20 protein-coding genes are annotated in these 25,620 nt (G+C 40.8%); 7 read left to right on the top strand and 13 right to left on the bottom strand.

What is annotated here, in order from left to right; translation table 11 throughout:
* Nucleotides 1-98: 98 nt before the first annotated feature.
* Entirely contained in the window at nt 99-407 is a 309-nt protein-coding gene (locus N482_RS18040; protein ID WP_063378367.1) for a hypothetical protein, read from the top strand.
* A gap of 639 nt (nt 408-1,046) precedes the next feature.
* Here N482_RS18040 and N482_RS18030 read toward each other — a convergent pair.
* From N482_RS18030 to N482_RS18000, 7 genes are all read right to left on the bottom strand, one after another.
* A complete protein-coding gene (locus N482_RS18030) occupies nt 1,047-1,484 on the bottom strand; it encodes a hypothetical protein (RefSeq protein ID WP_063378365.1) in 438 nt (145 codons plus the stop codon).
* Between the two features lie 12 nt (nt 1,485-1,496).
* A complete protein-coding gene (locus N482_RS18025; RefSeq protein ID WP_063378364.1) occupies nt 1,497-2,096 on the bottom strand; it encodes a hypothetical protein in 600 nt (199 codons plus the stop codon).
* 172 nt (nt 2,097-2,268) lie between these two features.
* Entirely contained in the window at nt 2,269-3,624 is a 1,356-nt protein-coding gene (locus N482_RS18020; protein ID WP_063378363.1) for an energy transducer TonB, read from the bottom strand.
* 251 nt (nt 3,625-3,875) lie between these two features.
* Nucleotides 3,876-6,437: a TonB-dependent receptor gene (locus N482_RS18015; RefSeq protein ID WP_063378362.1), complete on the bottom strand. Its 2,562-nt coding sequence runs from the start codon at nt 6,435-6,437 to the stop codon at nt 3,876-3,878.
* Between the two features lie 510 nt (nt 6,438-6,947).
* Nucleotides 6,948-8,174 (bottom strand): threonine/serine ThrE exporter family protein, encoded by a 1,227-nt coding sequence (locus tag N482_RS18010; RefSeq protein WP_081228061.1) that lies wholly within the window; start codon nt 8,172-8,174, stop codon nt 6,948-6,950.
* A 296-nt stretch (nt 8,175-8,470) separates the two neighbouring features.
* Nucleotides 8,471-9,706: a glycosyltransferase gene (locus N482_RS18005; protein ID WP_063378361.1), complete on the bottom strand. Its 1,236-nt coding sequence runs from the start codon at nt 9,704-9,706 to the stop codon at nt 8,471-8,473.
* Complete coding sequence (locus N482_RS18000; RefSeq protein WP_063378360.1) at nt 9,707-10,720, bottom strand: LacI family DNA-binding transcriptional regulator; 1,014 nt, start codon at nt 10,718-10,720, stop codon at nt 9,707-9,709.
* Nucleotides 10,721-10,907: 187 nt separating this feature from the next.
* Here N482_RS18000 and N482_RS17995 point away from each other — a divergent pair, with 187 nt between their 5' ends.
* A complete protein-coding gene (locus tag N482_RS17995) occupies nt 10,908-13,424 on the top strand; it encodes a prolyl oligopeptidase family serine peptidase (RefSeq protein ID WP_063378359.1) in 2,517 nt (838 codons plus the stop codon).
* A 50-nt stretch (nt 13,425-13,474) separates the two neighbouring features.
* Here N482_RS17995 and N482_RS17990 read toward each other — a convergent pair whose 3' ends face one another.
* The 5 genes from N482_RS17990 to N482_RS17970 all read right to left on the bottom strand — a co-directional run bounded on the left by N482_RS17990 (nt 13,475) and on the right by N482_RS17970 (nt 18,299).
* Nucleotides 13,475-14,323, bottom strand: coding sequence for an EamA family transporter (locus tag N482_RS17990; RefSeq protein WP_063378358.1), 849 nt, complete (start codon nt 14,321-14,323; stop codon nt 13,475-13,477).
* A 209-nt stretch (nt 14,324-14,532) separates the two neighbouring features.
* Nucleotides 14,533-15,324 carry a class I SAM-dependent methyltransferase gene (locus tag N482_RS17985; RefSeq protein WP_063378357.1) on the bottom strand — a complete coding sequence of 264 codons (792 nt, stop codon included), beginning with the start codon at nt 15,322-15,324 and terminating at the stop codon, nt 14,533-14,535.
* Nucleotides 15,325-15,423: 99 nt separating this feature from the next.
* Complete coding sequence (locus N482_RS17980; RefSeq protein ID WP_063378356.1) at nt 15,424-16,509, bottom strand: methyl-accepting chemotaxis protein; 1,086 nt, start codon at nt 16,507-16,509, stop codon at nt 15,424-15,426.
* Nucleotides 16,510-16,737: 228 nt separating this feature from the next.
* Entirely contained in the window at nt 16,738-17,580 is an 843-nt protein-coding gene (locus N482_RS17975; RefSeq protein ID WP_081228059.1) for a GGDEF domain-containing protein, read from the bottom strand.
* A 296-nt stretch (nt 17,581-17,876) separates the two neighbouring features.
* Entirely contained in the window at nt 17,877-18,299 is a 423-nt protein-coding gene (locus N482_RS17970; RefSeq protein ID WP_063378355.1) for a DUF3429 domain-containing protein, read from the bottom strand.
* A 267-nt stretch (nt 18,300-18,566) separates the two neighbouring features.
* Here N482_RS17970 and ahpC point away from each other — a divergent pair, with 267 nt between their 5' ends.
* The 5 genes from ahpC (at nt 18,567) to N482_RS17945 (ending at nt 24,833) form a co-directional block, all read left to right on the top strand.
* Entirely contained in the window at nt 18,567-19,136 is a 570-nt protein-coding gene (gene ahpC, locus N482_RS17965; RefSeq protein ID WP_063378354.1) for an alkyl hydroperoxide reductase subunit C, read from the top strand.
* Nucleotides 19,137-19,247: 111 nt separating this feature from the next.
* On the top strand, nt 19,248-20,819 hold the full coding sequence (ahpF, locus tag N482_RS17960; RefSeq protein WP_063378353.1) for an alkyl hydroperoxide reductase subunit F: 1,572 nt from the start codon (nt 19,248-19,250) through the stop codon (nt 20,817-20,819).
* Nucleotides 20,820-21,144: 325 nt separating this feature from the next.
* Nucleotides 21,145-22,980 carry a motility associated factor glycosyltransferase family protein gene (locus N482_RS17955; protein ID WP_063378352.1) on the top strand — a complete coding sequence of 612 codons (1,836 nt, stop codon included), beginning with the start codon at nt 21,145-21,147 and terminating at the stop codon, nt 22,978-22,980.
* 14 nt (nt 22,981-22,994) lie between these two features.
* The gene (locus N482_RS17950; RefSeq protein WP_063378351.1) at nt 22,995-23,795 is read left to right on the top strand and encodes a hypothetical protein; all 801 of its coding nucleotides are present in this window, start codon (nt 22,995-22,997) and stop codon (nt 23,793-23,795) included.
* 651 nt (nt 23,796-24,446) lie between these two features.
* The gene (locus N482_RS17945) at nt 24,447-24,833 is read left to right on the top strand and encodes a hypothetical protein (protein WP_155730635.1); all 387 of its coding nucleotides are present in this window, start codon (nt 24,447-24,449) and stop codon (nt 24,831-24,833) included.
* A gap of 151 nt (nt 24,834-24,984) precedes the next feature.
* Here N482_RS17945 and N482_RS17940 read toward each other — a convergent pair whose 3' ends face one another.
* Nucleotides 24,985-25,395: a DM13 domain-containing protein gene (locus N482_RS17940; RefSeq protein WP_231100889.1), complete on the bottom strand. Its 411-nt coding sequence runs from the start codon at nt 25,393-25,395 to the stop codon at nt 24,985-24,987.
* Between the last annotated feature and the right edge of the window lie 225 nt (nt 25,396-25,620).

The raw sequence follows: 25,620 nt of genomic DNA, 5'->3' as shown, positions 1-25,620 counted from the left end.
GACAGCGAGACAACTAGGTGTAATAAAAGTGTTGCAATAATTGCGGTCAAAATGCAAAGTAAGAACTAGCATACACTGTTGCCAAAGGAGTATTGAGTATGATGCAGTTGCTCAAATTTATAGTGTTTGGAGCCGCAATTTTCTTAGTTGGCTGTGCTACCTCTCATATTGGTTTTGATTATAGTGTTGCAGAAGATGGAAGGCGAGGTGTCGTTTGGGGCACAATTACTTATGATGATCAGTTTGCCGAGTACCAGTTACATTATAAAAATAACCAAACTGGTGAAGTTGGCTTTATAAAATCTGAGTTAGTCAACCTAGAAGGCGGTAAGGGGGGGGTTGTTTGTTATTGCTCTTCCATCAGGGTCCTATACCCTTACGGGTTGGAAAGTGAGCACACCATATGACTCTACATCCTTAACAGAAATGGACAATATATTTACTATTAAAGGTAGCTATGTGAATTACATAGGTCGTGTTCATTTTTCTCGCCTTGCGCACAAGAGCAAGACGGTTTCAGGTGTGACATATCATGACCATATGAAACAAGACCAAATGCTATTAAGCCGCATGTATCCAAATCTGGATAGAAATACTTTTCTAGCTGATACCGATTTTATTAATACTACTTTTTGTGAATTTCGCATAAGCGATGGAGCCGATTGCGTGAAAACGATAATAAATACGCCTGTACGGTAAATAAAACAGCGTGTTTTATGCCCTTTGTCCCATTTCGTTGAATTTTAAATACCCTTAATCCCTCGGCTTAACGGCACCAAGTAAAAATGTGGCTTTAGCCGCAAATGACACCAGTGAAAAAACCGCATTTTATATATCATAGTTTGAATTGCTTGAAGCTAAAATTGAACTCACAATTTTGAATTACGGCGTTTCCTTGTTAGATATGTTCGCTACTTTAGAATCGTCATGTTTTCAAGGCTCTGCACCTTAACTGGCGATATAACAAGCATTGCTTTAATTAAAATAGCTTTAATTCCCCTAATTATGGCCATCAAATCACTCTCAAAGGCTATAAAATAAGGAAGTCAGCTAACTTTCTTACTTGGAATCGCTTGTCCTCCAAATCTTGGGTGATTCAACAGGTATAGAGCACAAGAAAATGAGGCAAAGAAAACAATGATTACTCGATTAAATCGAGCCTTTATATCTGTGTGTAGCAATTGGTTGACAAAGCCATTATCTGATGTGGTGATAGTTTTGGCATCCATTTGTGCAATCACGGCTTTGATATCAGTTTGGATTAACGCTAAATCCGAATAGCCGTCATAGAAAAAATAACCCAGTGCGACAGTGAGTATTAAAAAGGAAACTGTCAAAACTCTTCTTGCTCTCTGCACTTGGCACTCGGAAACGGTTACTAGCCAGCCAATTAAAGCTAATTGACTAACTAAAAAATACTCCCATAACTTATCGATTTCACCTTGGGTGAGTATATACAGTGATACTAAATTGTCTATGTTCATAGCGTACTTCACCTAGAATGAATTGGCGGTTCGTTGAATACCATAAAGTGTACCGCCTTGAAAGTAACCAAACGGACCATAGGATGCAGGATAAGTGCATGCACACCTTGCTCCCTGTGCTTGCGAACCATCGGTAATCTGGCAATTCAATCCACGAACACCGACGTCGCAAAAAAGAGCAGCTTTACCCTCGGAGCCATCACAGGCAAGCGTATTTGCGTTCCAAATGTCTGAAAATGGAATATTGATTGTTCGAAACGATAAGTCTTCTTTGAAGACGTTGTAGGCATTTACCATTTGATGAGGAATTGGTATACCAGAGTGGTAGAGCCTTTCGAGTTTGTAAGTAAATTGTCTATCACAACTTTCTTCGCCTTCCTCTCCATAGCGCTCATAGCACAGATCATGGGCTCTACAGGCTGCATCCCATTGGTCGACAGGGCGAGGTTTATAGCCAGTTGTTTCATATGCTGGGTAGCTCTTTCCACACCATTTACCGTATACGGGTTGACAGGTTACGCTAACTTCTTCGCCAGAGGGAGTTCGAACAGTTTGGCTTGAAGTGCACGCCATTAGAAAAATTGACAGAATGCCTAAACATGGCGCTCGCATCACTAACATCCTTGGTTGAATTTTATGCAATATTGTAAGTTAAGATATAATCAGTTGTTTTGTCAATTGACGAGGTGTTAATAGCCAGGCTTATCGATGCATATTTCGTGGGTCAAATGTCATGTAAAAGTGTGTTGAAGTACCATCGAAGGGCACACAAATGCAGTGCAACTTAAGGCTCGCTTTTACCTAAGAATGTTTGAATAAGTGTTGTATCCCAGTTTCGCTCTTGTGCTTTACTCAAAGCTGCTTTGGCAATTCTTATTGCTTTTCGGGGGTCTTTCGGCTTAGTTAATTTAGCTTTAAGTAACAGTAACTCTGGATCACTATTATCATTTTCTAATGCCGTTTCCAACCATTTTCCTATATCAAGTGACTTGGGAGAGTACTTGAAAAGGTGCATCGCAAGCGCCTTTGCAGCTCGCTTGTCATGTGCACCAGCAAGTTCATACCAATGAGTTGCTCTGTGTGGGGCAAATAGCTCATTATTTGCATCTGCGTATAGGGTCGCAAGTTTATATTGAGCGGGTGCAAAAGACTGCGCACTTTGATATAGCCAATTTACAGCCACTTTAAATTGCTCTGCTGAAGGGTTATTAGATATTAACTCTATCGCAAGCTTATATTGGGCAATAGGGTAGTTATTTTTGGCTGCGGCCAAAAGCATGGTGAGGTGCGCAGTGTCATCACGCCAATGGTATTTTAGAAGCTGGCTTGCGTTATATTCATCAGAGCTTAACCAGTTGGCGACGTAGTATTGAACTTGCGCATTGCCTTGCTCTGCTGCATCTATATGTCTTTTGATTTCGTTATGATAGTCTTTTTGTTGGAAGCCAAGTGTTCTTTGATACTCCTTACCTTTGAAAGTTGTAAAGTGATAAACCAAAGAGTGATTCTTTTTTTCACTATTGGGCTGATATCGCCAAATGCTCACTGCATTGACAAGTGCACTTGTAAAAATGTTTTTTGGGTAGCTATCTATTACCTTAATATTCTTCACAGCGCCTGTGATCCCAACGTCAAATTCAAGCCATACCCAACCTTCAAGGCCCTGCCTTGCAGCTTGTTCAGGATAGGTCGGTAACTTTTCATATACTTTATCGATGGACTTATCTTTAATTTCTATATCACTAAAATTCGGTTCATATTTCTGGCTTAAATGAGGGTAACCGAACTGCGCCCTTTTTTGTTCTAGGACTTGTTGCAGCGCTTGTTTATCTGGGTATTGAGTTGCGATGATTTGCGCTGTTTTTAAGGATTCAGCAATGCCATACTCGGCTGCGATTGTAAAATAAGCATAAGCGAGAGATAGGTTTTTCTCGGTACCTTGTCCATGTAGTGACATAACCGCTAGATTATATATCGCATCTCCGTTGCCAACTTCTGCTAGTTTATAAAACTCGCCATAAGCTTTAGCATAATTTTGCTGTTGGTAAAATTGGGTTGCGGTGAACAGATCTGCAAAACTTACCTTTGGCACAATCGCCAAAAGTAACAAGAGTATTCGAAAAGTCCTAGAATGCAGCATGCTAACTAATACGTCACCTTGTTTCGAGAACCACACTTAAAAAGTAGGCGTTAAATTACCAATTGAACAGCGTTAAAATCAGTACCTAAACGACCGATTCTACAGCTTTTACAAACAATTACCATATGGGCAATAGATAAAAAGAAAAGCTGAAGGGCTGCAACGCAGTCTTCAGCTTGTGTCTCCTGGGCAGGGAGAGGCCATCCATAGCCAAGTGGATCCTGTGTTAGCTATTTACAACCAGGATCTACTTAAAAGTTGAATCGAATACCAGCTACAAACCTGCGTCCATCAGCATAAACACCGGTAAGCGCTTGCTCGGCGCCTTCTTCTTGGTAACTAAAAGTATGCTCATCAGTTAAGTTAATAGCTTCAAGCACAACAGCTAGGTTTTCATTGATGTTATAAGTTAGGTTGGCATCTACTTGTCCATACGCATCAATGTAACCCGGCCAGTCATTTCCAGAGTCGTAACCTGAGCGGTGGTTGTAAGAAATTCGACCGCTAAAATTGTCTTTCTCATAATAAGCGCTTAGGTTTATTGTGTGCTCGGAGTTTCCGGGGATAGTAACGTCATTACCGTCTTTATCCTTCGCTTCGCCATCAACATAGGTATAGTTTGCTGAAACTCCAAATCCTTCAAGCAACTCTTGCTGATAACCAAACTCTAGACCTTGGATACGACCGGCACGGCCATTACTTGGGCGACTGATACGAATACGGGTATTGTCGTGTATTTCAAAAGCAGGAGTGCTATCTAAGAATGATTGGATGTCTTTATAGAAAAACACTGCTGAGAACAAACCAGCTTCGTTGAAGTACCATTCAATACCTGTATCAAACTGTGTTGCTCTGAAAGGGTCTATGTCTGGGTTACCACCTGTACCAGTCTGCGTCTCTACATTGTAAGATGTAGAAGCGGTCATACTTGCATAATCAGGTCTAGACATTACCCTTGCGGCACTGAATCGCATTAGTAGATCGTCACTCAGATCTATGGCTAGGTTTATGCTGGGTAAAATATCAAAATAGTCTTTATCTTGAGTTGTCCAAACTTCTGCGCCAGTTTCACCGGCAAAAGCGGATGACTCTTGCTTGGTGTGCACAAGCCTTACACCTAAGTTACCACGCATGCCATCTGCATCTATCGTCGTTTTAACATAACCTGCCAAAATCTTCTCATTGATGTCAAAAGTACTGGCTTTTAATACGTCATAGTTCCACGTTAGGGCATCTCCGTCACGACGAACTTTATCTGAGTCCGTTATCGCGTACGAACGCAATGTGCCTGAAGAGCCAAGCCCTGAAAGGTAGTCGTTTGGCATTGCGAGCGAGTAATCAGCAAGGCTCCAACCTAAGTCGGTGCGATTAGCCGTTGTGTGCTTGGTATTAAACCTGCTGTGATCTCTATACTTAACACCCATTTTTACTTCACTAAATACCGCAATATCGATAGGGCGCTTAAAGTCTGCCTGAAAATATGTTTCGTCGTCTTTCGCGTCATTACTATCATAACGCAGGAAACCTAAATTCCATTTGGTACCGTCTTTTGGATCTGCGCCATAGGATGTTTTGATGTCTTCAGCTTGTGATGCGTCATATGAATGAACATAGTTGCCAACCCAACCAACTGAACGGTCAGCTTGTGAGCCACCTGTACCCTCGGTATAGCCCAATTGATAAGTCGATTGCCAAATCTCGCCTTCATGCTCAAGTTTTAGGTCGTAAGCTTTAGTTTTAAGTTGTGAGTTTCTGACTTTAGTTTCGTCTAGTATGTTGGTGCCATCAGGTGAGAGGCCTAATGTGCCACCAACAGCCATTTTACCGACTTTGTTGTGGTCAATGATAGTTATGTCTGTGTATTTAGAATTGCCGCGTTCAGGTAGCCAAAGAAAGTTTTGGTTTTCGTTGTCGGCGTCGAGTGTTGAGTCTAGTAAATTAAAGGTGACATCAGTGGTTTCACTTGGTCGATATTGTAGTGCTAAAGTGATACCTGTTCTGACACGCTCTTGTGAGAACATCGCAGAACCACCACCACCTGGGCTATACACGTCTTCATGAACAGTGCCGTCCTCAAGCGTAATTGTTCTATCAGCCCAACTCCAAGCTTCAATACCGTCACGGCGTAAGTTACGCTCCTGCCTAATGACTGAAAAAAGTGCGCCAAATGTTTCATCTTCATTTTTGAAGTTGTACATGATGGAAGCTTGAGGATCCGTTTCTCCAGACACTTCACTGTATTGTGCTAGAAGTGAACCTGCAATTTTATTTGCTTCTAACTCAAGAGGTTTTCTGGTTTTTACGATGATCGTTCCACCAATTGAGCCTTCATCTATGTCAGCTTCAGGTGACTTGTAAACTTCTAAACCTGAGACAATTTCTGACGGCAACATGGTATAGTTAAACCCACGGCTTGCTGCTGAGTTTGTCCACCAATCCGCAGATCCGACTGCTTGGCCATTTAAAAGCGTTCTATTTTGACTTTCGCTGGTACCTCGAATGCTTACTCTTTCGCCTTCACCAAAATTTCGCGTAAGCGACACACCCGTTATGCGCTGTAAAGATTCTGCAACGTTCTGATCGGGAAATTTGCCAATGTCTTCTGCCGTTACGGCATCGACAATTGCATCGGCATATCGCTTCGTATTAAGAGATTTGACGACACTGCCTCTAATCCCGCGAACCTGTATGACTTCAACTTCTTTCTGTGATGCATTGTTTTCAGCTGCGTAGAGCACACCTGGTGTGTATAAAGCTGCCCCCATCAATGCGGAGCTAACAGCCACCGCGAGTCTATTTTTGTTTTTAAACATCTTACCATTCCCCTTGGATGTAAATTAAGCGTAATCGCCTTTAGTGCAGTAAATATTTAACAACAGGCCAGATTGTTAAATCTTGAATGGGTATGAATTAATATGAAAAGTAAATTAAAGGAAAAAATATTTTTTAAATATTTGTATATAAACAATATAAAAAATAAATTGTTTATAATTTGCACTTATAAAGTAAGTTTACTTATTATCTTTTTATTCTAATAACATTCACATTCATAACTAATGATGTTTAAATTGTTATATTTTTTTGAAATCCCTCCAAAATAGGAAAGGGAGCAGAGCTGATAAACTCAGTTAGGCTCAAACGGGATTAGTAGGTTTGTAGCAATAATACAATGGTGCTTATGCTGGTACTTAGGGAAAGCTGAAAGAAGGCGCAAAGGCACCTTCTACAATGTCAACTCTGAAATAATAGTTTAGGGAGGAGTGGGGAGTGCAATAGACCTCAAGCTACTCGGTAAACCAGTGGGAACGAATATGTTGGTGTTCCTACAAACTCTTTTTAGGTGGCAGTGCAACGTTCGCAAATATCAAACCTGCAACGAGTGACATAAATATTAAAAATGTTTGTTGTCCGATATGATCTGCCATTACAAAGCTTTGCCCTTCAATTAATGAGTTTAGCCCGATGTAGGTTTTAGAACCTGGGACCAACACAATCAGCCCTTTCATAGTAACGATTGAAGCAGGCGCATTCTCAACACGGTTGAAGATATTACTAAAAATACCCACTGCAAACGCTCCGGCAAATGTCCCTAGTGCATAGTCAAAATATATCGCAGCACTTACAGAAACAGCGTAAGCAATAAACCCAGACGTAATACACCACGGAGCATGCTTTAACTTAGTTTTAAATATAACTACCAAGCTAATACAGAGCAGGAAGACCGCTAACCATGCAGTCCATTTTGGTATCGGATCAGGCTGAACAAAGTCTGCTTGGCCGAATACATAGAAACCAATACTGATGCCTAAAAAAGCGCCAAAATATAACTTGAACAACAGCATAAATGCGTCCATTACGCGTGCTGTTCCAGACACCAAGTGTCTTGCTGAAAGCTCTGCAAACCCCAGAGCAAGCGCAAGGCCTGGGATAAATACGATAATTGCAGATAGTACAACTAAACGAATGTTTAATTGCGGGTCGATATATGCAGATACGGCACACGCGGCAATAGCTGATGCAATGGCAACTATGGGTTCTAGCATGTGGGTGACGCGTTTAGAGTGTTCTGACCACAATATAAAGAGGTACACCAAGATTGAAATGATACATGACCAAACAACATCACCCCAACTGGTGCCCATTAGCATTGCAAAGGCACCACCTGAAACTGCAAACGCGAGCGCCATTTGCCACCTTGAGTAGGGAGATTCAGCAGTTTGAATTTGATCTAGATTTTCATCAGCTTCGGTGACAGTTAACTCGCCAGCCAACATCTTATTGACGACATCGTCAGTATTAGCCAACGAGCCTAAATCATGATCACCAGGCTCAACCCTTGCTACATGTGTGTATTCTTCCTCGTGTCCATCAGTCCAAATCACAAATGTGACCGACGTTGGTGACATAACAAAGGATGACTTTAACCCAAGGTGTGTGGCAACTTCCATTAAATGTGCTTCTAAGCGAAAAGCAGGTGTACCATATTGGTGAAGCATTTTGCCAAGCTTAACAATAAACTTGCGCTTTTGCGTAAACGTTGCTGAGTTCAACTGAGCAATACCTAATTAGTTGAGTAGTTAAGGGCTTAGCCCCATAATTTAAGCGTTTTATGCTTAAACCCCAAAATACACTAAATATCGTGACTTTAATGATGTAATGTTACTGCTCAATTATGTTGTAAATCTGTACGATTAAGCTAAGAGGCAAGATGCCTGCCTATTCAATCTTTTTAACGCTTGAGCAGCGCTCATTGTTTTATAAAAAACGCCCCGCAGCTGTACGATGCTAATTTCCATAAAATCAATAATAAGTTACGCCGCGCATTCTAACCAGTTTTGCTGTATTTTCAACGCATTTTGTTTGCGTTTTTTTCCTCAATCCATTGAGACATGTATTGAGTGCTGCGCAATGTGTGGTGTTTCAGCATTTGGCCGTAAAAATTATTTGTTCGATGTAGTGCAAGGGAGTCTCTAATATCAGCTATTTTGGTTTGTAGCTGTTCTATTAAACGCTGGTGGTCATACCGTGCTTGCAGTATGGCAAGACCATTTTTCTGAGCAATCTCAAACTCTGTTTTTTTGGTATATAATGCCACAGCAGCATCAACAAATTCCTCATCGCTTTGTGCTACAAAACCATGCCATGGTAGGGAGCCATGCATACCTTCTGCTCCAACTGGCGTTGTAACGCATGGAGTCTGTGTGATCATCGCTTCAAGAAGCTTGCCCTTAATTCCTGCACCAAATCGAATGGGTGACAGGCACACTCTACTTTGTTTCATGACCTCAATAGCATCATCTGCCCATCCTTTAACTAAAAACCCAGTTTTTGGATTATTGAGTGCAGTTGCTTTTTTTGGCGGGTATGAGCCGTAGATATGCAGTTCTGCATCAGGCACGCGCTTTTTAATTGCGGGCCATAGCCTTTGTAGATAAAGAACCGAATCCCAGTTTGGCGCATGGCGAAAATTGCCAATGGTCATAAAATGTTGGCGATCACCAAAGCTTGGTAGGTCAGATGGTAGAGCGGACAACTCTACAAGAAACGGTAAATGCACCAGCAACGTTTCACTGATATTGAACGTTCGTATTAGCAACTCTAATTCGAAGTCCGATATAATCAGGGAGAGATCGCAACGTAAAATAGCTGCAATTTCTCGCTTTGCAAGCTCTGAGCTCAATAGTCTAGACTCTTGGAATGCTTCACCTGCTTTCACGGCCTCGTGGCGGGTACCGCGCAAGCACTGTAAGTCTTCGGTATCGAGTATTTTCATTGCATTGGGAGCGTGCTTGTCTACGCGCCAGCCAAATTGCTCTTCCATCATGAAACGGTCAAACATGACTATATCCGGTGCGTAACGTTGAACATATTCATCGAAAGAGCTGCAATTTAACGCTATTTGCTGGCTCGATATGCCGTACTCACTCAAATCTATCATATGCTCGGTAGTTTGAGCTGGGCTGGCAAACTCAACTTGCCAACCTTGAGATTTATAAAACTTAAGTAAGGACATCATATGTATACCCGCTGCCGATGAATTCGGTTCCGGCCATACATATCCAATAACTAAAACTTTGGTCATTTATGAAGATGATTCTCTTATTTGTAGTGTAATATCTACCAGTGTCCTGACCGGCGGTTGTGATTTATTAAGTATCTCGCTGAGCGCTTGGCAGGTACGTTTACCTATATCATCAGCGTCAATACGGACTGAAGAAAGCGCAGGTCGCATGAGCCTAGAGTCGGCTAAATCATCAAAGCCAATCACTTTGATGTCTTTGCCTGGCATAAGGTTATGCTCACGCATCGCTTCTATAGCACCATATGCTATTACATCGCTAAAGCAGACGATAGCTTGTGTATCTGGTGCCACTTGATAAAGTTGATGAAAAGCATCTCGACCGCCTTGGCGGTTGGTTGGTGCAGTAATCTCATGATTTTGCGAAGATGAATTGCGAGCTGCAATAGCCGAGCGAAAACCAGCTACACGCTCGTGGTAATCAGAAATCTCCGTTGTCCCACCCAAAAATGCCAGTTTATCAAGCCCTTTAGCTAATAGATGTTCCGTGGCTAGGTGTGTACCCTTTTGGTTGTCTGGGAGAATACATGGTGCATCGGCAAACTGAATCTCACGCATTATATTTATAACTGGAAAGCCTGAATGTACTAATTGATTTACCCATTCTTTAGTTGTGCCAGGCGCCGGAACCATAACAAATGCTGAGACATTGTATTCTTTTAAGGTATTCACCACTTGCTGCTGGCGCTGAAAGTCTTCCCCAGTATTGACTAACATGGGGACCATACCTAATGCATAGATGTGTTTCTCTAAACCGACCGCTAGCTGTGCAGAGTAGGGGTTAGTTAAGTCGTTGATGACGACTGCAACAAGATTTGATTTTTTACTTCTAAGTGCTGCGGCGTCACGGTTGTAGACATAACCTAACTTTTCAATTGCTTTTAAGACTTTTTCTTTGCTTTTATCGCTTACTTTGTCTGAGTGGGTTAAAACGAGCGAAACGGTAGATTTGGAGACCTGTGCTTCCTTGGCAACATCAAAAATTGTTATTTTTTCTGGCTTTTTGTCGTTGTTCATAAGTGCCTGATCGCATACATTGTGCTAATGACGGTTGCATAGTTTAAACTTTTAATCTTCGACTCTGCAACTTACAATTCAATTGTGTCCCATTTCTCTAAAACAATAGCCTAAAAATCAGATTTTTGAATGCCAAATGTCTCTAAAATACTGCACTTAGCATAAAATCATTATATCATGGTCCGATATGGGAATTAGAATAGGGTTTTCAGAAGTGATAAATACCACCGGCTCATTATTGTTTACTGCAACGCTGTTTACGTTTGCATTTTCCTTGTTTCACAGCAGTGCAGCGAATGCAGCGGAGTACAAAAAACCATCACCAGCAATTGCAGAGTTTGTAAACGAATATAGTGTGCCGGAAGCATTAGTGGACCCTAAGGGTCGTTGGATGGCACTTTTAGATGAGGCGCCATTAAACAAGACCTCCACCGTAACGACGAAGCGTTTGTTGGGTGTTGAGTTTAACCCACTAAGTACCATGCATTCAGATATTCCAAGATACATTCAAGTTTTATTCAAACATATTGATACTGGTGCTGTTATTAGCCCCAAGGGGATTCCGGATGGAAAAATTTTGCACCCGTCATGGAGCGCAAGTGGCAGGTTCCTAGCTTTCATTTTGGAAACCGAACAGGCTGCCCATTTATGGGTATTTGATATCAAACAAAAAAAGAGCCGTATTTTATCTCAGTTCCCTTTAAATGGATTCACTTTAAGAAAGCCCTTTGAATGGTTGGCCGATGGTTCTGGCTTAATCGCAAACATCAAAGTGAATGGACGAGTTACAAAGCAAGCACCCGATGTGGTAAGCATTTCTCAGTCTCCTTTGGTCGTCAGTTCTACTGCCAGCTTTAATAACACGGACAAAGTACAATTTGGGCCTGTGCAGCAAGAAGAGTTTAAAACGTATGCTTTTACCCAGCTCTATAAGCTCTCACTACAAGGCGGCGCACTGGCGATTGGTCAGCCGGCTTACTTTAGCGGTTTTAGTGCCTCTCCGGACGCCACTAATTTGCTAGTTGCTATGATGGACATAAGCACGCTACCACAAATGCAGGCGAACGATTTCAAAGAGCAAAACAATAGTGTTTGGCAGATCTGGGGAATGCGTGGGGTTCCTTTGTTTGAGGTATATCGACCTCAAAAAACACTACAAGATACGGATAGGCTCTCTCAACCTTTTGTAGAAATGACAGTCAGAAGAGCCTTTAAATGGCGAGCAGATAAAGGAGCTACGCTGGTTTGGGCTGAATCGAGCGACAGTGACGATAACGAAAGCTTATACAGTATTTCTGCGCCATTTAAACGCACACCAAGGCACTATGCGGATACAGATGGGCGTGTATCCCACATTCTGTGGGGTGATAGCCAATTAGCTATTTTAGTCATGAATGAGACAAATGGTAAAAAGGCCTATTACGCTTTTTCACCATTAACACCAAATCGCTCTCGTGTAGAACTGCGTCTATTTAATGACTTAAAGAACGACTCAAAACGTGAACTTATTTTCACAAAAAATGACCTAGGTGTTGATGTGTTAAAGGTTGCAGGTGGTCGATACTTATTTGTAAAAGGTGTCAATAGCCATAATGGACAAGATGCGCCTTACTTATCAAGGTTTGATGCAAAAGGTAATTTATTTACACCTGTTTGGCAGTCTAACGCGCCATATTATGAGCAAGTAATCGATGTTATTTCTGACGATGGTATGCGTTTTGTAACACGAAAAGAGTCCAAAAATAATCCGGCAAACTACTTTTCTAGAAACCTGACTTTTGACACTGTCGAGCAGCTGACTAAAAGTACACACCCTTACCCGAGTATGCAAAACATAAGCAAAGAGCTAATGAGTTTTAATGTTGGAAGTGGACGTATAGTTGAGGGGGATTTCTATTTGCCTAACAGCTTTGATCCGAGTAATGGGCGGATCCCGGTACTGATCTGGATAAATGCTCAGGCACCGATAGACAAATCTGAGATTAAATCCCCGTACTTATTTGCTCAGCAAGATGCTTTGAGTGGGGTGCCATTTGTTCATGAAGGGTATGCAGTATTAAATGTACACAACTTACCATTACTCAGTGCACAGCTACAAGGAGAAGAGTTAGCGAAACAGTTACGAGATAGTGCTGACGTAATTGTATCAACGCTGATTGCGCAAGGTATTGCAGATAAAGATAAAATAGCAATTGGTGGGCATGGTTTGGGTGCAACCGCTGTTGTTAATTTACTCGCTGAGACAAATTTGTTTGTGACAGGCATAGCTCGAAGTGGTACCTATAATTTCACGCTAACGCCTTTCGCGTTTGGTCAAGATGAGCACAGCTTATGGCAAAACCAATCTAGGTACCTAAATAATTCAGTGATATTTAAAGCTGATAAAATTAGCACTTCGCTCATGTTAGTACATGGTTATCAAGACAAGAACAAAGCGAGCTTTCCTGTTCAATCCGAGAGATTGTTTAGCGCGATGAACGATTTAGGCAAATCTGTAAAGTTGGTAATGCTCCCGAAAAGTGGTCATATTTACACAGAGCAGGAAGAAATATTACACATGCTTCATGAGCAGTCGAAATGGTTAAAACTACATTTCGAACCACTCCCTACTGTAGAAGAAACAGACTCAATACCCGAAGTTTTAAGATTTGAGCTCCCTAAACCTCAAGAAGAGTTTCAATATCCCTCTCCGTGGAGTCAATAATGAGAAAAGGCCCAGTGGGGCCTTTTTTGAACAGAGTAAAGCGCTTAAAATCACTCTTTTTGAGTAATAGAGCTGCCTAGTGAAGCTGCAATAACCATAACAATTGCGAACCATTGCCAGATTGTCAGTAACTCTCCAAGTATCATTAAGCCGGCTAAAGCAGCAATTGCAGGCTCTAGACTCATCATAATACTAAAACCTTGCGCGGGCATATTGCGCAGTGCAACCATTTCTAAGCTGTAAGGCAGAGCGCTAGACAAAAGGCCTATGGCAATCCCTAGTGGGATTAACTGCCAATCAAGTAAGGCCATACCCTGCGATGCGACTCCAAAGGGGACAACCGTAAAGGCTGCTACGCTCATGCCCAACGCAACGGTTATACCGCCAGAACCTTGGCCTCCACTTTTTTTACCAAAGATGATATAGCCTGCCCAACATGCGCCTGCAACTAGCGCTAAGATTACGCCAACTGGATCTAATCCACCTACTTCGCTCATATCAGGTAATAGCATCAAAATACCAGCTATCGCGAGTAACACCCAAAGATAGTCACGCTTTCTTTTAGAGGAGAATAGCGCAACCGCCAGTGGGCCTGTGAATTCAAGTGCAACCCCAATCCCCAGTGGTATTCGTTCTATTGCATAATAGAAAGTCAAATTCATTATACCTAATGACAAACCATAAAGGATGACCGGTCTCCAGTTCACTGGTAACTTTCGCCAAGGTCTAAAAACCAGACACAAAATCAGCGCTGAAAACCCGAGACGGTATGCCGTTGTACCTTCAGGGCCCACATAAGGAAAAAGTTGTTTTGCGATTGATGCGCCAGACTGAATAGTCACCATGGCGAGCAGGAGACAAGCAATCGCATACAAAAAACGCCTATCCAAAATTTGCATTGATACACCTATTGGCTTGAAGAGGGCGGTAGTCTAATGCTTTAGACCATCGCACTCAATGGTTTTGTATACATTATTCCTTTATTGCGTTTATTCTATCTTTTTATGTTTATCTTGTGTTTTTAATGTATTTTCAATGTGTTTTTAGGGTTGGATTTTTGTAATTTTAATCTGGGGTTTCGCAACAAGTTATCACACCAATTTATGCTTTATCTCTGCTCTGTTGCTAAAAACGCTTGCCAAGCTTTTTCATGGGCTGACATCTGTTTATGTTTTTTTGATGCATAGTGGGCTTGTTTGTCTTGCTCTGTTAAAAATGGTCCCGCTCTGCACATACCGCAATGCGAGTCTGAAAGATAGTCAGGCATCGCAAGCGAGAGCGTTTGAGCTGTGTCGGTTTTAGATGACCAAAAGTAGCTGATCCCACGTGTATCTTTTACATGTTTGTCCCTGTCTACATTTCTTATTTTATAATCAGGGAACAGGTCTATATTGAAGTCAGCCTGTCCTAGATAAGTTATGTTGAGCCCCTGGTGTAATGTTTGCTCTAGGTTCCATTCGCAATAAGGTTTGACGTCCTTCGATGTAATAATACTGATCATTGGTCCTTGCTTATCCAGTACGTTGGATTGAGCGTTGGCTAAAAAGTAGCGTAGTAAACGCCGGTTTAGCGTATTAATACTCAATTGATTTTGTTTAAACTCGTCATGAGAAGCAAACGCGGGGATTAAAGGAAACTGAAAAATGACAGCGTCAAATTGCTGCTGTTCTAGTCGTTGCCAAGAGTCGGTATTGGTAGCATCAAACTCGGTTAGTACTTGTACACCGGTTCTGAGCAGACTGTCCAAAGCATGCTCTTGGTATTTTTCACGCAAAGCTGATTCACTGTCATAAATACTCGCAACCAATGATTTGGGCTTAAGATGTTTTTGGATGGAATAGGAGAAGCTTAGGTCACCATCTCCTACTGTAAGAATTCGCCACTGTGGGTTCAGCTTCATAAAAAACTACTGGTTATTCAAAATGCTTAATTATACCAAACCAAACTGCATGGTGAAGTGCTGTTTGTGTAATCTTAATAGATTTTAACAGCACTATAACTATGCACTCTTGAGTTCATCCAATAAGTGCATCACGTCAATACTGGCTTGCTCCATTCTATTTAGCTGCTGCACAGCACCTTGTTTATCACCATTTTTAAACTTAGTGACCGCGTCAACGCCTGCCTTGTGAACTTCTCTGTGCGGTTGCTCTAAGCGTCGATAAGCCGAGTTATCTGAATAAAGTTTTGCACCGTCACCTGCTATCCATTTTCCCAACCTGCATGATGTATGGTCGGCAAAGTCTGTAACAGCCTTGTGACTGATCCCCGTGATGACATTATAAACTTCACTTTTCCATACCACATGATCCAGCTTTACTGTTTGAATAAACGTTTGCTGGGTCGCATTAGAGATCGTGTTTCTCATCGAACCGCAACTTGTAACGATTTGGCCGTATTCATCATTTAAGTGCTCAATACTACTTGAAAGCACTTTATTAGAATCTTGAATTACAGATACATCCTTTACAGTTAGTTGTGTGGTATCAATAATTTTAGTTACTAGGTCAGAAACTTCGTTTGCTGATGCATTGGTGTTGTTAGCTAATGCACGTACTTCATCTGCTACCACACTGAAACCTCTACCAGCTTCACCGGCCCGTGCAGCTTCGATTGCCGCATTTAGAGCCAGTAAATTGGTTTGATCTGAAATTTTAGATATTGTGGATACAAAGGTGTGAATATTGTCTGCCATATGCGACAAGCCAGATATATTATCGGTCATACTAGACATGTTTTCAGATAGCTTTCCCATACCTGAAAGGATTTTAGTTAAGGACTCTTCTGATGTTTCAAAAGATTGATTGACCTCTGATATTGCTGAGCTGTCTTGCTCAATATTCAAAAAGCTTTGCAATACGGTTTCTCTGATCCCTTGAATTTGGTTCATACCAGATAATGCACATTGCAACAGTTGATTATCGGTGTTGTCATTTAATTGGGCTTGAGCTTCAATGAGTTGCTCTTGAAGCCTTTGATTTTCAGCTTCCAACCTTTGGTTTTCTCGAACTTGCGCAGCAAGCTCTGATTTTGTGCGGTGTAGCTCTTCCTTAAAATCGGTGTTAGAGAATAAGTTGTTAAACACTGATTTAGTCCCCTTTATATATTCGCTTACTTTGCGTGAGTGCGTCGCAGACAGTCGCCACACTACTCGTTCTTATTTTAAAACAATGATACATTGCATTGTTTGCTATTGTGACACAAATTTTTTATTAAGTATTTTATATGTGTTGGTGCAGATCTATTTTTCTGTAAATTAAAATTTATCAGTCAGGTACACAATAACGAGGTAGGAATGGGTAAATGCGATGTTTTACCCTTGTCTTGGTCTAGACCGTACGGATTTTAAACTTTTATTGTTATACATTGCTGCATCTGCCAAGTGTAGTAGCTTATCAGGTGCAGTATCAGGGTCGGTGTCAGCATGGCCTATGCTGATCCCGACACCATATTCAAAAACTTCTTCAAGGAGTTTTTTTCTGAGCTGCTCATCATTATTTTGCTTTAATGAACCAAATGCAACGAATTCGTCACCGCCAATTCTGAAGCAGTTATCTTGCCCAAATACGTCGTTTAATGAGGCTGCTATCTTTTTTAAAATGCCATCACCACAATTGTGTCCGAATTTATCGTTAGCGCACTTAAAGTCATCTAAATCAAAATAGAACAGCGTAGGGTGTTGCTGGCATAGTGTATTAAATTGTGCAAAGCAGGCTCTGCGATTACCTATTTTAGTTAGTTCATCATGTGTCGCATCAAACTTCAGCTTGTTTTCAAGCTGTTTGCGTTGATGTATTTCGTTATTGAGCTGGGTTATGGTTTCGCGTTTTCGCGCTATCATGGTGTATAGCGCATAACAAATGAGCAAAAAGCCTAATTGCTTAAAGGAGGTATCAAGCACAATGACTGGGAGTATATCAACGGCAATAAAGTCGTCTAGCAAATCAAGTAATAAACCAAAACAGTATATGGCCCAAGCGCAAATAAGGACGCGATTTTTTAGGTGCGGCGCTGAGTACACTATCATTGTTGACGCAACACTAAACCAGAATAACTCCTCTAGAGAATCGAGTAAGTCGCCCGGCTGTTCCTGCATCCAGATATAAAACCCTAAAACAAAGATCCAAATCGCGGCATAAAGCAGCTTTTGATACATAAATTGCACTCCCAACGCTACCCTCTAACTTATAGCAGCTATCGCCTTGATTTGCTCACCTGCAAATAAACTTACTACAATTATTCAGTCGCTTAAAATAATTATTTTTATCTCAGGAAGGCCCTAAATAGGTAATTAGGGCTATTTCTGTGGCCTGTGAGTGTTATATATCAATTTTCACACTCCTGATACTATTTCGCCATGGTAATCTATCAGGTTGAGAACTTGTAGCTTTTTTACATTACATTAAAAGAATACTTGAAGAGTAAAACCTACTCAGCTTCGGAGGAATTATTCTATCTAGTCAATTCAATTGCTTGAGATATCATGAATAAGTGAGAAACAAACACAACGGATGTTAAAATAAAGCGCATTTGCTTGTAATCTTTGTGCGTATCTTGCCATTTAGGCATCGCTTTTTCCGTCCAAAGGACCACCCAAAAGCAAACGGCTAAGTAACTTAGTGTCAGCGTTGGTGACAAAAACGAAAGTAATGGGAATGGGATCACTGTAGCCACAGCGAAGACTGCGTGTGATTTCGGTTGCTCTCCAGCTCGCCATAAAGTACCTGCCATAAATGCAAGTATGCCCATACTGTAGTAGCTAAACACGTCGACTAGGGATTCAGAGCTGCCCAGCATGAGCGTTGCGGCAATACACAGTAAAAATGGCACAAAACCCAAGTAGCCTAGTTGTATGTGGTTGAAATATGGATGCATAAATACTCTTTTCTTATGTGGTTTAATATGTTCGGCTGCATATAAGCAACTGGTACAGGTGAACTGCTGTGCTATTGCACTTCTTTGGTTTCTACGTGTTGATTATACCTAAGGTTTAATTTGCTTTTCAGAATATTCAATCAAATTATTCGATAGCAATGATAGTTTTAATCAATTTTATTTAATTCCTGCAAGCTTATATCTTTGTGTTCAAGCAAGGCCTCTACGGCTTAAAACAAAATTACATACTTCTTAAAGAGGATAGTTATGAGCACTTCATTGATTAACACAAAACTTTTACCTTTCAACGCGACAGCTTACCATAAAGGTGACTTTGTTGATGTGTCAGAGCAAAATTTACTGGGTAAATGGAGCATTGTTTTCTTTTATCCTGCGGACTTTACTTTTGTATGTCCAACTGAGCTGGGCGATCTTGCAGACTATTATGCACAGCTACAAGAAATGGGTGTAGAAGTTTACTCGGTGTCTACTGATACGCACTTCACTCACAAAGCATGGCATGATGCGTCAGATACCATTAAGAAAATCGAATTCCCGATGATTGGCGACCCAACAGGCAAAATTACTCGCAATTTTGGTGTAATGATTGAAGAAGAAGGCCTAGCGCTGCGTGGCACATTTGTCATTAACCCAGAAGGTGAAATTAAAGTTGTTGAAACACACGATTTGGGGATTGGTCGTAGCGCAAAAGAACTTGTTCGCAAAGTACAAGCTGCTCAATACATTGCAACGCATGATGGTGAGGTGTGTCCTGCTTCTTGGCAGCCAGGTGAGGAAACATTAGCTCCTTCTCTTGATTTAGTCGGCAAAATCTAAGCCCTTTCTAGCCTTAAGCCTGCCGGTTTTTACTAGCAGGCGAACATCAGAAATTTGCATCTCCGCTTTACAGCAAGCATGTGCTTAGCGTTTCAATGAGGAATTATAAATATGTTAGACGCGCAAATTAAAAGTCAGTTAAAAGAGCACTTTAAACAAATAACATCACCAATCGAGCTGAAAATAGCATTGGATAGTAGCAACAAGTCCAATGAATTAAACTCTCTAGCTCAAGATCTTGCCTCGTTGAGCGAATACATTTCGGTGGTCGAAAACTACGATATGAATGCTAGACGGCCTTCACTTGTTGTTAGCTCTAAAAAAACGAGCACGCAAATTAGTTTTGCTGGTGTTCCAATGGGTCATGAATTTACTAGTTTAGTGCTTGCGCTACTGCACTCCGGTGGACACCCCAGTAGATTGAATAACGACGAAATAGAAGTGATTCAGTCAATTGTTCAGAAATTGAACTTTGAGGTGTATGTATCTCTAAGTTGTCAGACGTGCCCTCAGGTAGTGCAAGCGCTCAATACCTTAGCCGCGAATAATGCGAACATCTCAACAACTATGATAGATGGCGCACTATTTCAAGGTGAAGTGGAAGAGCGCAACATCATGGCTGTGCCCAGTGTGTATTTGAATGGTGAACTGTTCAGCCAAGGCGCGATAGGCCTATCAGATATCCTAAAAAAGCTTGACGGTAATTCGGCACAAAAGGAAGTCGAAAAGCTCAATGACAAGGCTCTTTTTGATGTATTGGTTATTGGTGGTGGGCCCGCAGGCGCATCCGCTGCTGTATACGCTGCAAGAAAGGGGCTAAATACTGGGGTTGTAGCTGAGCGATTTGGTGGTCAGGTAGCTGACACGATGAGTATCGAAAACTTTATTTCCGTTAAAGAGACTGATGGGCCTAAATTAGTCGCGCAATTAGAGCAACATGTTAAACAATACGACGTTGATATTATGGCGAGTAACAGGGTTGCTAATATTGTACGCAATGATTATCTGGATATACAATTAGAAAACGGCGCAAAATTGAAAGCAAAATCCGTTGTTATCTCCACAGGTGCACGCTGGAGATCTGTAAATGTGCCTGGTGAAGCAGAATATAAAGGCAGGGGAGTTGCTTATTGCCCTCATTGTGACGGTCCTTTATTCAAAGGAAAGCCAGTGGCGGTCATCGGTGGTGGTAACTCTGGTATTGAGGCTGCGATAGATCTCGCGAATATTGCAGAGCACGTAACTGTTTTGGAGTTTGCGAATGAGCTAAAAGCTGACCAGGTTCTTATAGAAAAAGCACGTAGTCTTTCTAACATCACAATTCACACTAGTGTACAAACGACAGAAATTATAGGTGATGAGCAAAAAGTAACGGGGCTTAAGTACATCGAGCTCAATACTCATCAAGAGCAGTCGATCTTGGTCGCTGGTGTATTTGTTCAAATCGGATTAGTCCCAAACTCAGAGTGGTTGAAAGGTACACAAATAGAATTAAATCAATTTGGTGAAATAGAAATTGACGGTAAAGGGTCTACTAATATGCCAGGTGTTTTCGCCGCTGGTGATGTTACCACAAGCCCGTTCAAACAAATTGTAATCGCGATGGGGAGTGGTGCTACAGCAAGCTTAGGTGCCTTTGATTACTTGATCCGAACACAGGACTCAGCCAATCAAGCAGCTTAAATATTCCCTTTGGTAAGGTGTATTCATCTTGCCCGACTTAATTCATTGCAATACACCCATGCAATGTGTCTCCAGCCACGCTTTTATGCGTGGTTTTTTTTATGCTTTTTAGATGTACAACTCATGAAATAATTTATATTTTCACGGAAGTCATTTAATATCTAATAATAGCTAGCTAAGATATATCCAATTACTATCAAATTTAACTGTTTGGTTACTATACTATAGGCATAATATTGTTTTTTTTAATAGATTTTCTGATTGACGATACAAAGTAGCTATGGAAGAATGCGCAACGTTAATTGCGTAACAATAAATAAAGGATATGGAATTTATTAATCATAATTATGGATTATTAAAACAACATTTGTCGCATGATTTTTATCACCAATTGTTGTGTCAAAATACTAAAGATACTCAAGTCTATCAAAATAACTTTTATGGCTCTGACGCTAAAAAAAGCTGCGAAGATCAAGCTTCACTTTTCTTAAAACATCCAACGCATCTGCGACTAAACTATCTTTCCGATAATGCAACAAAGAATACACACCAAAAATGTATCAATGGCCTAAATTTGGTTGCGAAAGAACTAGGCTGTAATCCCAATTCTAAGCCGCAAAGGGGAACCTTGCTAGTACTCGGGCTTGGGGCTGGCTATCATATCCATAAATTACTTTCTTTAATTCATTACACTGATGTGATCGTTGTTGAATCTAATATAGAGCAGTATGCAACAGCTTGTGCAAACATTGATCTAAACAGCATTGAACGTGAATGTAAAACGCGCCACGGCTCTCTCACTTTTTTCAATCTTACTAGCTATGAGCAATTTATTGGCCAATTAAGAGCGTATGTGAATAAAAGGGGCGCTAATACATTAGTAGACATCAGTTTGTATCGGCACTATAGCACGCCTTTATTCGACCAGATTTACACAGAGTTTAAGCAGTGGCGCAATAACTTAGCGAGCATGTGGGGTTTTTTCGAAGATGAATTATTAGGCCTTACTCACAGTATAGAAAATAGCAAGCTATGTGCAGTGAACAGTCATGAAAATGTGTTCGACGATTATTCAAATATACCGGTGGCCGTAATTGGAAATGGCCCGTCACTAGACAAAAATCTGGAAAAGTTGCGACAAGACTCTGCTAATATGATTGTTGCGTCATGTGGTACTGCACTAGGTGCATTGCTGAAAGAGGGGATTATTCCTGACTTTCATATAGAAATGGAACGAACCCCAGCAAACTATTACTTGAAAGAGCGCCAGTTAACGGATCACAGGTTAAAAGATGTGGCCTTAGTTACTTTAAGCACTGTCTATCCAAAACTCATCAACCAGTTTCATCATAAAATTGTATTTACCAAAGGTAACGATCTTGGGAGTGAGCTGTTTTCAAATGGTTTGACGACGATTAAACCTCTTTTTCATTGTAATCCTACAGTTACAAATATGGCAGCCGCTGCATTTTCCCGTTTAGGGTTTAACAAGCTAATTTTACTGGGGTGTGATTACGGCTACGTAGATCCAAACGCGCACCATAGCCAGCTATCAGACTATTTTAATAGTGCAAGTGATTTATCTCAGGCTAAATTCGATGCGGAATTAAAGGTTAAGGGCAATTTTAGAGAATATGTATATTCTTCTCGCATTTTTAATGAGGCGAGGCTTGCTCAAGAAAAGTTAATTAAGTTGACCCCTAAATTAAAGGTGTATAATACCAGTGATGGCGCTTTAATTATGGGGGCTAAGTCTATAGATTATGACAAATTAGTCATCGAAGCGTCTGAAAAACATAAAGTTATGCATAGTGTTTTCACTTATACTCAAAACGGTGAAAGGACTAGCGCAAATGATATTAAATTACTTGAAAAAGTTATTACGTCCATAAAAGCTTTGCAAAGAAAAATCCAATCAGCGCCATCAATTGTTGATATTCTTAATGAGCTGAACTTGGCTGTTCAAACCTTATATGCCAATTATAATCAAATAAATAAGCTGCTTTTAAGCGGTACGTTAAAATATGTAGTCGCAACGATTGCCAGCCATATAAACCATTTACCTATTAATATGTGGCCTCAGTATGCGATAAAGGCGCGCGACTATATAGACTCTATGCTCGCTGAAGTCCTCCAAAAACTCTTTCCAATAACAACTTAAATTAAGGGAAATTAATGAAGTTTAATTTAAAAACAGTTTTGCCAATCGCGTTGGTTGCAGCTCATTCGGGAAAAGCGATTTCACAAACAATTGAATACTACACCGAAGACCAAAAACCAGCCCAAGTTGGCCATGGTTTCAATAGTTCAGAGTTTAATAGCATCCAAAGTGCAGGCGACTCATTTGGTGCAGGCGACTCATTTGGTGCAGGTGATTCATTCGGTGCAGGCGACTCATTTGGTGCAGGCGACTCATTTGGTGCAGGCGATTCATTCGGTGCAGGCGATTCATTCGGTGCAGGCGATTCATTCGGTGCAGGTGATTCATTCGGTGCAGGTGATCAAAATGACGGGCGACCTTCTGATTTTGTTCCGTTTCCTACAACGGACTTGAACCCAATCAATGGCAATCGAATGCACCAAGGTGTGTTATACATCGAAAAAAGCGATAACCCATTTTTCGGAACATTTGAGCAATACCTTAAGGTTTGCGTTAAGTCGACCAAGCGCATTGTTATTGCTTCCAATTCGCTTTATGACGGGATGTACAAAGGTATCGAATTCATGGGTAAGGGCACTTATAGAGCCAGCTACAAAGGAGCAAAAGACTTTGCTGTGCTGAAGCTAAACCTGCAACACTACAAAGAATCTAAAGTAGAGCGAATCACTCTGTTTAAAGGAAATGATACGTCGAGTTTTGAATTCTATGGCGAAGTACAACGCGGCCAAGAGAAAATAGGAGATATTCGAGCCTATTATAAAGGAATAGAAGCATATGAGTTAGAAGGCTGTGCTTCGTACCTGGGTCAGTACTAAACTAAACCTGCCTAATACTTTAATAGGGGAGCATTACTTTGCTCCCTTTTGGCCGCTACTTTAATTTGTTACTAGAGCTCGAATAAAGAATTTACTATGGAACCATGAGTTTGGAGAGCGTACGGCTTTTTGTTTCCAGCCTAATGGTAAAATCGCTTTGCCAATATAAAGCTCTTGAATTGCGGGTTGGTATCAAGTAATCAATATTTTTTATTGTGAGTAAAGGGCCGCAAACCTTGTTTTGTTAGTTGATTTGTTCATGAGATTTACTTTGACGCGCTGAGGTTTGGTTTGAAAGTAGAGGGGAGGCAGAAAAGCTTAGAAACACGGACTTAAGTAATTACAGCTAGACGGTCAAAATTGAAAATGAATTCTTTTACCAATAGCAACATTAATTAAGGAAAATGCATGAAGTTTAACTTAAAAACAGTTTTGCCAATCGCACTCGTTGCAGCGCACTCAGGTAAAGCAATTTCACAAACAATAGAATATTAGATATCGGAAGATAAACCTGCTCAAGTAGGAAAAGGCTTCAACAACTCAGAGTTTAATAGTTTCAATAGTGCAGGCGATTCGTTCGGTAGCCGACCAGATGATTTTGAGTCATTCCCCGCTGGTGAATTAAATCAACATAGCTATACGCATTATGGTGTGCTGTATGTTGAGAGAGATGAATACGACACTGGTAGTTACTATGAATATATGAGGATATGCGTTAAAGCAAATGATCGTATGATATTGGGGGCTCAATCACAATTTGACGAAAATGCACGTAATGACAGGTACGTTTTACAAGGCACTTATCAACCTACTAGTCAGTATGGATCCGATTATGGGGCTTTGACCCTAGAACTAAACTCTCAGCACTATAAATTTAGAGAGTCTATTACTTTATTAAAATATGCAGGTGGTAAGTACGAGTTTGAAGGGTTTACCTTGAACGATGAGAGCCGTCTGGGTACTTTAAGAGCTTACTACAAAGGCAGTGATAACTATATTGCCGAAGGGTGTGAGAATAGCTTAGGAACTAAATACTAACGCCATCACGCTTTAAAATAATGGTGCTCTTATATAAGAGCACCATTATTCACGATTGTTACGAAATGCCAATCATGTGAGTTGAGCTTCCAAAGCTATGTATCTAGTAGCTAAATAAGATCCTACCCAAAAGTTTATGAAAAATAGTAGGTTACTGATATTTGGCGGCAGTAATAAATTCGCCAAATGATTCACACCAGACTATCACTGTTGAGTATTTGTCTATCTCAATGGATTGGGGCACATCAACAATAAAGCCATTGAAGCTTGAAACAGGAGCGACAAACTGCATCGAGCTTTTGTGTTGTTCAAACTCTTGCTCAGTTTCGACGAAGATTGGGGATAAATAAAGGCGATAATCTGGCCCTGGCGCAAGTCTTCCTTCAAAGCCTATACTCTGCTCACCGATAAATATGTCACCTTCTCCAAAGTGCAAAAAATCAGAACCTTGCAAGTCCTTTGTAAAGTGTGCTGTAAATTTAGCACCGTTCGCTACATCAGAAAGCGCTGTTTGAGTTGGCGCCGACGGAGCCATCATAATGGGCAAAGAATAGACCCCCATCGCAAATCCAAAACAAAAAACCAACACTGTAAACATTAATTTAAACAAAAAGCGCATGAAATATTAATCTCTAATCTGAAGTTATTTTTTAACCTTAGCGTGGCAAATATATGTGTCAACTTAAGAATGTTTTATTTTTGTTAAATTAGTTTAAGGCGCGAAATTATTTAAAAACACCACGTTGTAAGTAGGTAAAAAGTACTATTGATATTTTTAATTCTATTT

The organism is Pseudoalteromonas luteoviolacea NCIMB 1942, assembly GCF_001625595.1.
In the GTDB taxonomy this organism is placed as follows: domain Bacteria; phylum Pseudomonadota; class Gammaproteobacteria; order Enterobacterales; family Alteromonadaceae; genus Pseudoalteromonas; species Pseudoalteromonas luteoviolacea_A.
The sequence above is the reverse complement of the archived record's forward strand: the minus strand, read 5'-3'. Positions and strand labels throughout refer to the sequence as shown.